This window comes from Nisaea sp., assembly GCF_017640745.1.
In the GTDB taxonomy this organism is placed as follows: Bacteria; Pseudomonadota; Alphaproteobacteria; order Thalassobaculales; family Thalassobaculaceae; genus Nisaea.
Genome location: NZ_JAEPQA010000023.1, coordinates 53,700 through 64,921 on the forward strand (window position 1 = coordinate 53,700; position 11,222 = coordinate 64,921).

An 11,222-nucleotide genomic window follows, 5' to 3' on the forward strand; every position below is an offset into this window, starting at 1 on the left:
TTGCAGCGCAGTTATGCGTTTTGCGCATGCGCAAGAGCAATTGCTATGCGCTGACTTAATCGCTCGTTAATATTTCTTGCCTGTCGTTCGGGTTTCGCTCCCTTGTTCCCATTCGCTCCGCTGCCTAATCTGACGGCGATCGATGATTTTGAAGAAAGCGGGGGGATCGCATGTCCGAAACGGGCGGCGCCGCGGAACGGCTGGCAGCATTGAGGGCGGCCCTGGCGGCGGCAGGGGTCGACGGCATGATCGTGCCGCGGGCCGACGAGCACCAGAGCGAATACCTGCCCGCCTCGGCGGAACGTGTCGCCTGGCTCACCGGCTTTACGGGATCCGCCGGAACCGCAGTCGTGCTGCCGGAGACGGCGGCCGTGTTTACCGACGGCCGCTACACCCTGCAAATCCGGGATCAGGTTGATGGCGCGCTTTATGAGCGCCTGAACAGCGCTGACAAGACGCCCGCCGACTGGATCGGGGAGCATCTTCAGAGCGGCAAACGGTTCGGAGTTGACCCGTGGCTGCATACGGACCGCCAGCTCGAACGCTTGCGCAAGGCGGTGGAAAAGGCGGGCGCTGAGCTGAAGCTGCTGGAAAGCAACCCGATCGATGCGATCTGGAGTGACCGGCCGGAGCCCCCGGCCGAACCGATGAAACCGCACCCGACGGCCTATGCTGGCAGGAGTTCGGAGGAAAAACGCACGGAAATCGGCGCGCTTCTCGCCGGGGCAAAAGTCGATGCCTTGCTGGTCACCTCTGCGGAATCCATCGCCTGGCTCCTCAATGTCCGCGGCGACGACGTGCGGAACACACCGCTCTGTCTCTGTTTCGCGGTGTTATCCGCCGACGGAACGGCGGAACTCTTTGTCGACCCGCGCAAGATCGGCGACGAGGTCCGTGCCCATCTCGGCAATGCGGTCACGATCCGGGGGCGGGAGGAACTCGGGGCGGCTCTCGATGCGATCGCCGCCGCAGGCAAGGTCCTGAGGATCGATCCGGAGAGTGCGCCGGCCTGGCCGATGGAGCGGATCCGGACCGCGGGCGGCAAGCTGGATACGGAAGCCGATCCGATCATTGCCGCGAAAGCGGTGAAGAACGATGTCGAGCTGATCGGCGTACGGGCTGCGCATTTCCGCGATGGCCTCGCCTATGCGCGTTTCCTCTGCTGGTTCGCGGCGCGGGCGCATCAGGGCGGGCTCGACGAGATGACGCTGGTCGAGCGGCTGCACGGCTTCCGGGCGGAACACGAGATGTTCCGCGGGCCGAGCTTCGACACCATTTCGGGGGCCGGCCCCAACGGCGCGATCGTGCATTACCGGGTAACGGAGGAGAGCAATCGCGATCTCAATCCGGGGGAACTGTATCTGGTCGATTCCGGTGCGCAATATCTCGACGGCACGACGGACATTACCCGCACCCTGTCAACCGGTGTGGTCGGCGACGAGGAACAGCGCTGCTTCACCCTGGTGCTGAAAGGCATGATCGCGCTCTCCGAAGCGGTGTTCCCGGCGGGGACGACCGGCGGCCAGCTCGACGTGCTGGCGCGCCGTCATCTCTGGGCGGCCGGGCTCGACTACGATCACGGCACCGGGCATGGCGTCGGTGCCTATCTCGGCGTGCACGAGGGGCCGCAACGGATATCGAAGTCCGGTGGCGGCGCCGAACTGAAACCCGGCATGATCATCTCCAACGAACCCGGATACTACCGGGCCGGCGCTTTCGGTATCCGGATCGAGAATCTGGTGGTCGTGGAGGAGCGCGAGGTTGCCGGGGCGGAGCGGCCGATGCTCGGGTTCGAAACCCTGACGCAGGCACCGATCGACCGGGCGCTGATCGATCTCTCGCTGCTTGATCGTCACGAGATCGCCTGGCTCGACGCCTATCATGCACGGGTGCGCGACACGCTTGGTCCGGAACTCGATCCGGAGACCGCAGCCTGGCTGGTCGACGCGACCGCGCCGCTGGCGGACAAGGAACAGGCGCAGGCATAAAGGGGCAGAGGGGGGACAGAGATGGCTTACGAAACGATTCTGTACGATGCGACAGACGGCGTTGCGCGGATCACGCTGAACCGCCCGGAAGCGGGGCACGCGGTCAATCTCGCGCTGGCTCACGAGTTGCTCGAGGCCGCGATCAACGCGAGCGAGGATCCGGATGTGCGCGCCGTCATTCTCGATGCCAGCGGCACGGTTTTCGGCTTCGGTGGCGATCTGAAATACTTTGAATCGCAGAGCGACCGGATCGGAGCCTGCCTGAAGGAAACCACCGCCTATTTCCACGCTGCCGTCTCCCGGCTGCACCGGTTGAACTCGCCGGTGGTCGTCGCCGTTCAGGGCATGGCGGCGGGGGCGGGCTTCAGCCTGTCGCTGATCGGCGATATCGTGCTGGCGGCGAAATCGGCTCAGTTCAAGATGGCCTATACCGCCGCAGGTCTCTCGCCGGACGGCAGCTCCAGTTATTTCCTGCCCCGAGTCGTCGGCATGCGGCGGGCGATGGAGCTGATGCTGACGAACCGCACCCTGAGCGCCGAGGAGGCGCAGGACTGGGGCATCGTCACCCGCGTGGTCGAGGATGACGATCTCGCAGACGAGGCGACCAAGCTTGCGCAGAAGTTCGCGAGCGGTCCGACCCGTGCCTATGGCGGCGTGAAACGGCTGCTCGCCTCCAGTTTCCAGCAATCGGTGGAAGCGCAGATGGAGGACGAGACCCGGACCATCGCGGAGCTCGCCCAGACCGAGGACGGTCGCGAGGGCCTCGACGCCTTCCTCAACAAGCGGAAGCCGAACTTCAAGGGGCGCTGAGCGGCCGGGGCGTCATCGGCGCGCCATTCCTGTTCGTGCTTGTGGGCATTTGTAGAGACCAGACCCCATGAAACTACCCGACAATCCTTTTACCGTCGTCGATTGGGCCACGATCGAGGCGACGGAACATCCGGGCGAAACGGGGAAGGCCCTGTGGCGCACGCTTGCCATGGGCGACATCCGTATCCGCCAGGTCGAATACACGCCGGGCTACCTGGCCGATCACTGGTGCGATCGGGGCCATATCCTCTATGTGCTGGAGGGCGAGCTTGAAACCGAACTGCGTGACGGGCGGCGTTTCGTTCTGAAGCCCGGCATGAGTTATCAGGTATCCGATTTCGGGGACCCCGCTCACCGTTCATCGACCCGGACCGGCGCCAAGCTCTTCATCGTCGACTAATCCGACGGCACACGTTCCTGCGGCCTCGCTGCAGAGCTGAAGCGCCGACCTGCCGCGCGTAAAAAAACGGGCTCCGTTTCCGGAACCCGTTTTCAGGGGAGGGGAGTTGTAAGGCTTTCGTTCGGGCTCATCCGGCAACGATGGCGAGAACCAGCGTGAGAACGCCGATCGCGGCCATGTGGGACAAACCGACATAGTGGAAACTCGTCATCGCAACCTCCTCGGGGGTAAGAGGCACTGAGCCCGTCGCTCGTTCGCCGTTGCTGATCCCCAAATAGGCGATCTACTGCAAAGCGAGTAATCGAGAAATCTCAGGGTTGATATGCGTCAATTACATAGCAGGTGGGCTTGTCGTCCCGACGGGGAATAGCATGGCCTCGTTCGGCATCTGCCCTTAGTTGTCGCCCCGGTGGAGGCCGGGCCCCAGCGATGTCGCTCGAGTTTCTGCGATCCCCTGGGTCCCGGCCCGCGCCGGGATAACGAGAAGAGGGCTTAAGACGCCCCGATCATCTCCAGCCATTCTTCTTCGGTGAGGATCGTGACCCCAAGTTCCTCTGCCTTGCGGGCTTTCGAACCGGCATCGGCGCCGACAATCACATAATCCGTCTTCTTCGAGACCGACCCCGCGACCTTCGCGCCGAGGGATTCGGCCTTCGCTTTGGCTTCGTTGCGGCTGACGGAGGTGAGGGTTCCGGTGAAGACCACGGTCTTGCCGGCCACCGGGCTGTCGTCCGCGACCTGGCGCACGAAGCTCTGGATTTCCAGTTCGTTCTCCAGATCGCGCAGGACCTCGCGGTTGTGGTCCTCATGAAAGAAGGCCGTGAGGTCCTCCGCGACCGAGGGGCCGATCTGGTCGATGTTGATCAGATTGGCATAGGATTCGGATTCCGGATCGCTCGCTTCCAGCATGGCTGAGGTCAGCGCCTCCAGCGTACCGTAATTGGCGGCGAGCAGCTTGGCGGTCGCCTGACCGACCTGACGTATGCCGAGAGCGTAGATGAAGCGATCGAGGCCGATATTCCGGCGCTCCTCGATTGCGGCGAGCAGGTTGGTCACGGACTTCTCGCCCCATCCCTCGCGCTCCATCAGGCTGTCCGCACGGGTCTTCAGGCGGAAGATGTCGCCCGGCTGCTTGATCAGGTCGTCCTCGTAGAAGGCCTCGACCTGCTTGGCGCCGAGCCCCTCGATGTCGAAGGCGTCGCGCGAGACGAAATGTTTCAACCGCTCGACCGCCTGGGCGGCGCAGATCAGGCCGCCGGTGCAGCGCCGGATCACCTCGCCCTCGGGGCGCACCGCCTCGCTGCCGCAGACCGGGCAATGGGTCGGGAAGACATAGGGCTCCGTGCCTTCGGGGCGGCGCTCCTCGACCACGCGGACGACCTGAGGGATGACGTCGCCGGCGCGCTGGATCACGACCGTATCGCCGACACGGACGTCCTTGCGCCGGATCTCGTCCTCGTTATGCAGGGTGGCGTTGGAGACCACGACGCCGCCGACCGTGATCGGCGTCAGCCGCGCGACCGGGGTGAGGGCGCCGGTGCGGCCGACCTGGATCTCGATCTTCTCGAGGATCGTCTCCGCCTGTTCGGCCGGGAACTTGTGCGCGATGGCCCAGCGCGGCGCCCGGCTGACCATGCCGAGCCGGTCCTGCCAGTCCAGCCGGTCGACCTTGTAGACGACGCCGTCGATATCGTAGTCGAGCGTCGGGCGGGCGTGGCCGATCTCCTCATAGGCCTTGAGCGCCGTATCGGCCCCGTCACAGAGCCGGGTCATCGGGTTGGTCACGAAGCCCCACTGCTCCAGCCTGTCCAGGAACCCGCGCTGGGTGTCCGCCGGCATCTCGGAGACCTCGCCCCAGGAATAGGCGAAGAAGCGGAGCGGGCGGCTCGCGGTGATCGACGGGTCGAGCTGACGGACCGATCCGGCGGCCGCATTGCGCGGATTTGCGAAGATCTTCTTTCCCGCCTCTTCCTGCCGCTGATTGAGTGCGGCGAAATCAGCCTTGCTCATGAAGACCTCGCCGCGCACCTCGAACACGGCGGGCGCTCCGTCCGGGAGCTCTGCCGGAATGTCGCCGATGGTCTGCAGGTTGCGGGTGATGTCCTCGCCCTCGGTTCCGTCGCCGCGGGTCGCGCCCAGCACGAACTTGCCGTTCTCGTATCGCAGCGACGCCGAGAGACCGTCGATCTTCGGCTCGGCGACCAGCGCCACCGGCTCCTCCTCGCCGAGACTGAGGAAGCGGCGGATACGGGCGACGAAGTCACGAACGTCCTCTTCGGAGAAGGCGTTTGACAGCGAGAGCATCGGCCGGCGGTGGCGGACCTTCGAGAAACCCGCGGCCGGTGCCGCGCCGACCCGCCTTGACGGGCTGTCAGGCCGGATCAGGTCGGGGAAAAGCGCTTCGATCTCGTCGTTCCGGCGGCGCATCGCGTCGTAGTCGGCGTCGCTGATCTCCGGCGCGTCCTTCTGGTGATAGAGCTTGTCGTGCTTTTCGATCTGCGCCGCGAGCCAGCGCAATTCGAAATCCGCCTCCGCGCGGGTAAGGGTTTCGACCGGTTTCGGGTCTGCCGGCGCTGCCATGGATCTCGTCCTCAGGCTGGATTGAGTAGACTGTCGGCCGCCGCTCGCGCCTCGTCGGTCACGGTCGCGCCGGAGAGCATGCGGGCCAGTTCCTCGCGGCGTTCGCTCGCGGCAAGTTGGGAGACCGCCGTCTTCACCAGCTCGCCGTCCGCCTGCTTGGCGACATGCCAGTGCCGGGCGCCGCGCGCCGCGACCTGCGGCGAGTGGGTGACGACCAGAACTTGCGTCTCGGAACCGAGCCGCGCGAGCCGTTCGCCGACTGCCGCTGCGACCGCGCCGCCGACGCCGCTGTCGACCTCGTCGAACACCAGGGTCGAGACCGGATTGGCCTCTGAGAGCACCACCTTCAGGGCGAGCAGGAAGCGCGAGAGCTCGCCGCCGGAGGCAATCCGGGCGAGCGGGCCGAAAGGCGCACCCGGGTTGGTCGAGACCTGGAAGCTCACCCGCTCCGTTCCGCCGGCACCCCACTCGCTCTCGGCAAGCGGCTCGAGCTCCGTCTTTACCCGTGCCTTGTCGAGCTTGAGCGGTGCCAGTTCTGCGGTCAGCGCCTTGTCCAGGCGGGCGGCCGAGGCCTCGCGTGCCGCGCTCAGGCTCTTTGCCGCCGCGACATAGGCCTCGCGGGCCTTCTCCTCGGCACGGGCGAGGTCGGCGAGACCGCCGCCGGCATCGTCCAGCGCGGCGAGGCGGGCGGAGAGCGCCCTGTGGATCTCCGGCAGCCGGTCGGCCTCGATATCGTGCTTGCGGGCGAGCGCGCGCAGCATATGCAGCCGGTCGTCAACCTCCTCGAGCCGCCCGCTGTCGGTCTCGACGTCCGAGGCGATCTGGCTGAGCGCGTGCTGCGCCTCCTGGATCTCGGCGGCGGCCCGGTCGAGCCCGTCGATCACGGAATCGAGCCTGTCGCCCGCCCGGTCGCGCACCCGCTCCAGAATGCGCTGGGCGGTCGCGATTGCCTGTTCGGCGCCGTCCTCGCCTTCCAGCGCCCCGGCGGCACCGTTCATCGCCTCGAGGATCTGCGCCGCGTTCGCCAAGAGTGTCCGGTCGGAGGCGAGGCGGGTCTCCTCGCCCTCCTCGGGCGCGGCCGCGTCGAGTTCCTCGACATTGTGGCGCAGCAGCTCCTCGTCGGCGCGCGCCCTTTCCAGTTCCTCGCGGGCCCGGCGATGCGCTGCACGGGCCTCGCTCCAGGTGCCGTGGGCGGCGCGGACCGCGGAGAGCAGGCCGCCATGACCGCCGAACAGGTCGAGTGTTTCGCGGTGGGTCGCCGGATCCATCAGGCCGCGCTGGTCGAACTGGCCCTGGATCTCGACCAGGGTTTCGCCGAGCCGCTTCAGGGTGGCGACATTGACCGGCTCGTCATTGGCGAAGGCGCGGCTGCGTCCGTCGGCGGTGAGGACGCGCCGCAGGATCACCGGTCCGTCCGCCTCGATCCCCATCTCCTCGAGGATTTCCGCCGATCCGTGGCCGTCGGGGACCTCGAAACTTGCCGTGACGACGGCCTGTTTGGCGCCGTTGCGCACCAGTCCGCTGTCCGCCCGAGCGCCGAGAGCGAGGCCGAGCGCGTCGAGCAGGATCGACTTGCCGGCACCGGTCTCGCCGGTCAGGACGGAGAGGCCGGGCCCGAAAGCGAGGTCGAGCCTGTCGATCAGCACCACGTCGCGGATCGTGAGGCCGGTCAGCATGTTACGTCAGAATACCCAGAGGCCGAGACCGAGAAGGCCGTCGCCGTCACCGCCGCCGCGGCTGCTGCCGGTGGTCACCAGCGCGTAGCTGTCCTGGTACCATTCGCTGCCCGGATAGTTGTGCCCGAGCACCGCAGCGGTCCGCTGGGCCTGTTCGTGCAGGCCAAGGGCGGTATAGGCCTCGGTCAGGCGATGCAGTGCTTCGGGCACCTGGTCGGTGGTGTCGTAATCCTCGACCACCTTCTTGAAGCGGTTGATGGCGGCGAGATACTTGCCCTGGCGCAGGTAGAAGCGGCCGATCTCCATCTCCTTGCCGGCAAGGTGGTTCCGGGTGAGGTCGATCTTCAGCAGGGCATCACGGGAATATTTGCTCTCCGGAAAGCGCTGGACCAGTTCGTCCAGGGTCTCCATCGCGTTGCGCGTCAGTTTCTGGTCGCGTCCGACATCGACGATCTGCTCGTAGTAGCAGAGCCCCTTCAGGTAATAGGCATAGTCGACATTCTGGTTACTTGGATTGAGCTGTATGAAGCGGTCGAGCGCACTGATCGCGTCGTCGTACTTGTTGCTCTGGTAGAGCGAGTAGGCGGCCATCAGCTGGGCCTGGGTGGCCCAGACGGAATAGGGATGCTGGCGCTCCACCTCGTCGAACAGCGGTGCGGCTTTCTTGTAGTCGCCGTCGAGCGCAGTATCGACCGCCTCGTTATAGAGCTCCTCGACCGGGCGCTCGACATATTCGAGCTTCTCCTCGTCGGAGCTGCAGGCCACGAGGGCAAGGGCGCAGGCTAGCAGTGCAAGGTTCTTCAGCCGCAGCGGACCCAGACCTCCATAGGCGAACTTCATCGGATTTCCCCGGACATGTGTCCTTAGAAAATACGGTCCCGGGGCGCTGCAGCCAAGGGGCTAGCTTCCGGCCGACGCGGGTCGGCGAGAACGCTCCGTCCTGAGTGATCGGATAGAGGAATTAAGCGGTCGCGGCAAGCAGCGGATGGTCGTGATCGGCAGCCGCCATCTCTGGCGTCATCTCGACCAGCTCCCAGGCGCTTTCGTCCGCGAACAGCTCCCGGAGCAGCTTGTTGTTGAACAGATGCCCGGACTTGGAGGCGTCGACACGGCCGAGAATCGGCGCGCCGGCGAGATAGAGATCGCCGACGCAATCGAGGATCTTGTGGCGCACGAACTCGTCCTTGAAGCGCAGTCCGCCCTCGTTGAGGATCCGGTCGCCGTCGACGATCACCACATTGTCGAGATTGCCGCCACGGCCGAGGCCCGCGGCCCGCAGCCGGTCGATATCCTGCATGAAGCCGAAGGTGCGCGCGCCGCTGATCTGCTCGTTGAAGGTGCCGTTGACCAGTTTCACGTCGAGCTGCTTCTCGGTGATGGCCGCGCTGTCGAACTCGATCTCGAAATTGACGGAGAAATGATCGTCCGGGCTGAGCGCGATATGCCGCTTGTCATCCGAGGCGGACACGGGCTTCAGGACCCGGATCGCCTTGCGCGGCGCGGGAAGCTTGCGCACCCCGGCACATTCGATCAGCAGGACGAAGGGCTCGGAGGAGCCGTCCATGATCGGCACTTCCGGGCCGTCGATCTCGATCAGCGCATTGTCGATGCGGCAGCCGGCGAGCGCCGCCATCAGATGCTCGACGGTGGAGACGGTCACGCCGTCCGGGTTCTGCAGCCGGGTGCACATGGTCGCATCGTGGACCATGTCCCAGCGCGCCGGGACCAGCGGATCCTTGCCGGAGACATCGGTACGCTTGAAGACGATGCCGTGATCGGCATCCGCGGGGTGCAGCGTCATCACGCAGTCGACACCGCCATGCAACCCGACACCCGTGCAGGATATGCTCGTCTTCAAGGTCTGTTGCGAAATCACTTAACGATGCTCCTGCTGCAACCGCCTGATTTGCCCGCGTTTTCCCGGCAAATTCTGAACGGAGTTGCTCTAGATAATGAAAGCCCCAGAAGATGTATCAATATCTCCCGGGGCTCTCAAATCACTCTTTGTAACTGAATATTACGCCGTAAGCATTTGATGTAACGGCGTAAAATCCAGGTTAGTTAGCCTGCCTGCGAAGGAAGGCCGGAATGTCCAGAAGGTCGTCGTCCTGACGGGACGGTGCGACCCTTTCCGACTGTTCCAGAGCGCCGAGACGGGCCTGCTTCGGTTCCGCTGCGTTGACGTCGACGAAACGCTGCGGGCGGGCTTCCGGGGCCGGCTCGGACGGCTTCTTGCTGCCGATCCCTGTCATCCGGGTGAACAGGCTCGGGGTCTTCTCCGCGGCGCTCTCGCGCCCGCCGGCATTGACCATCGCCGCTGCCTGGAACGGATCCGGCTCGCCGCCGGCGGCCTTGGTTTCCGGCATCGCCGGCGGCGGGGCGATGAAGCTGTCCCCGGCCTTCGGTGCGGCCGGCTCTTCTTCCGTCTTCATGCTCTTCGCGGCATCGGCCTTGGTCTGGGCTTCGAGCGCGGCCTCGTCGAGATCCATCTCGCCGATCACGAGGGTGTTGCCGGCGACGTGGACGGTCTCGGTCGTGGCCGAGATCGCCGGGATGTCGGCGGCCGGAGCGGTCGGCATGGAGGTGGCGGAGGCAACCGCAGCGGCTGGGGCTGCTTCGGCGGCCGGCTTCGGCATCGGAGATGCCTTCGCCTTGGTCGGAACGACGGTCAGCGGCGGGCGCTTGGCGGCCATGCCCTCGGCGGCGATGCCGGTGGCGACCACGGAGACCCGCATGGTGCCTTCCATCTTCTCGTCGAAGGTCGAGCCGAAGATGATGTTGGCTTCCGGATCGACTTCCTCGCGGATGCGGTTGGCGGCCTCGTCGACCTCGAACAGGGTCATGTCCATGCCGCCGGTGATGTTGATCAGCACGCCGCGGGCACCCTTCATCGTGGTGTCCTCGAGCAGCGGGTTGTTGATCGCGGCCTCGGCTGCGTCGATGGCGCGCTTCTCGCCACTCGCCTCGCCGGTGCCCATCATCGCCTTGCCCATCTCGCTCATGACCGTGCGGATGTCCGCGAAGTCGAGGTTGATGAGACCCGGCATGATCATCAGGTCGGTGACGCCGCGCACGCCGGAATGCAGCACGTCGTCGGCCATGTTGAAGGCGTCCGCGAAGGTCGTCTTCTCGTTCGCCACCCGGAACAGGTTCTGGTTCGGGATGATGATCAGCGTGTCGACATACTGGGTCAGTTCCTCGATCGCCTGATCGGCGATGCGCATGCGGTGCTGGCCTTCGAAGTGGAACGGCTTGGTCACCACGCCGACGGTCAGGATGCCGTTCTCGCGGGCGGTCTGGGCGATCACCGGAGCGGCGCCGGAGCCGGTGCCGCCGCCCATGCCGGCGGTGATGAAGACCATGTTGCTGTCGCGCAGGTTCTCCATGATCTCGCCGATTGCCTCCTCGGCGGCGGCGCGGCCGACTTCCGGCCGGGAACCCGCACCGAGACCCTGGGTCACGCCGGTGCCGAGCTGGATCGTGCGGTCGGCGAGCGACTGCTTGAGGGCCTGGGCGTCGGTGTTGGTGACGATGAACTCGACGCCTTCGAGGTTCGAGCGGATCATGTTGTTGACGGCATTGCCGCCGGCGCCGCCGACGCCGACCACGCTGATCCGGGGCTTCAGTTCGTTGTCTTCGGTGGGGACGGAGATGTTGATGGTCATGGGGGTGGCCTCCTGTTCTCGCGTTTAGAGGGTGCTCTGGGGGATGCGTGCCTTAAGCACGCGGGTATTGGGCCTTTCGGCCGGGGACGGTGAACGTTCTGTC

General features: G+C 65.6%; 8 protein-coding genes. 3 read left to right on the top strand and 5 right to left on the bottom strand.

Translation table 11 applies throughout. The features are described 5' to 3' along the window. The first annotated feature begins 170 nt into the window (after positions 1-170). The 3 genes from JJ959_RS15895 to JJ959_RS15905 all read left to right on the top strand — a co-directional run bounded on the left by JJ959_RS15895 (position 171) and on the right by JJ959_RS15905 (position 3,198). Positions 171-1,988 carry an aminopeptidase P family protein gene (locus JJ959_RS15895; RefSeq protein ID WP_292885577.1) on the top strand — a complete coding sequence of 606 codons (1,818 nt, stop codon included), beginning with the start codon at positions 171-173 and terminating at the stop codon, positions 1,986-1,988. Positions 1,989-2,009: 21 nt separating this feature from the next. Beyond that, the gene (locus JJ959_RS15900) at positions 2,010-2,798 is read left to right on the top strand and encodes an enoyl-CoA hydratase-related protein (protein ID WP_292885580.1); all 789 of its coding nucleotides are present in this window, start codon (positions 2,010-2,012) and stop codon (positions 2,796-2,798) included. Between the two features lie 67 nt (positions 2,799-2,865). Then, positions 2,866-3,198, top strand: coding sequence for a DHCW motif cupin fold protein (locus tag JJ959_RS15905; RefSeq protein WP_292885583.1), 333 nt, complete (start codon positions 2,866-2,868; stop codon positions 3,196-3,198). A 492-nt stretch (positions 3,199-3,690) separates the two neighbouring features. Here the strand turns inward: JJ959_RS15905 and ligA are convergent, their stop codons facing one another. From ligA to ftsZ, 5 genes are all read right to left on the bottom strand, one after another. Next, a complete protein-coding gene (gene ligA, locus JJ959_RS15910; protein WP_292885586.1) occupies positions 3,691-5,778 on the bottom strand; it encodes an NAD-dependent DNA ligase LigA in 2,088 nt (695 codons plus the stop codon). A gap of 11 nt (positions 5,779-5,789) precedes the next feature. Then, a complete protein-coding gene (recN, locus tag JJ959_RS15915) occupies positions 5,790-7,454 on the bottom strand; it encodes a DNA repair protein RecN (RefSeq protein ID WP_292885589.1) in 1,665 nt (554 codons plus the stop codon). 6 nt (positions 7,455-7,460) lie between these two features. Next, positions 7,461-8,294 (bottom strand): outer membrane protein assembly factor BamD, encoded by an 834-nt coding sequence (locus JJ959_RS15920; protein WP_292885591.1) that lies wholly within the window; start codon positions 8,292-8,294, stop codon positions 7,461-7,463. Between the two features lie 121 nt (positions 8,295-8,415). After that, positions 8,416-9,330: a UDP-3-O-acyl-N-acetylglucosamine deacetylase gene (gene lpxC / locus JJ959_RS15925; protein ID WP_292885594.1), complete on the bottom strand. Its 915-nt coding sequence runs from the start codon at positions 9,328-9,330 to the stop codon at positions 8,416-8,418. A gap of 181 nt (positions 9,331-9,511) precedes the next feature. Next, complete coding sequence (ftsZ, locus tag JJ959_RS15930; RefSeq protein ID WP_292885597.1) at positions 9,512-11,119, bottom strand: cell division protein FtsZ; 1,608 nt, start codon at positions 11,117-11,119, stop codon at positions 9,512-9,514. Positions 11,120-11,222 lie beyond the last annotated feature (103 nt).

Coding starts and splice junctions, on each gene's coding strand:
- JJ959_RS15895 (WP_292885577.1), top strand. CDS start 171: ATGTCCGAAACGGGCGGCGCCGCGGAACGGCTGGCAGCATTGAGGGCG.
- JJ959_RS15920 (WP_292885591.1), bottom strand. CDS start 8,294: ATGAAGTTCGCCTATGGAGGTCTGGGTCCGCTGCGGCTGAAGAACCTT.
- JJ959_RS15900 (WP_292885580.1), top strand. CDS start 2,010: ATGGCTTACGAAACGATTCTGTACGATGCGACAGACGGCGTTGCGCGG.
- JJ959_RS15905 (WP_292885583.1), top strand. CDS start 2,866: ATGAAACTACCCGACAATCCTTTTACCGTCGTCGATTGGGCCACGATC.
- recN (WP_292885589.1), bottom strand. CDS start 7,454: ATGCTGACCGGCCTCACGATCCGCGACGTGGTGCTGATCGACAGGCTC.
- ftsZ (WP_292885597.1), bottom strand. CDS start 11,119: ATGACCATCAACATCTCCGTCCCCACCGAAGACAACGAACTGAAGCCC.
- ligA (WP_292885586.1), bottom strand. CDS start 5,778: ATGGCAGCGCCGGCAGACCCGAAACCGGTCGAAACCCTTACCCGCGCG.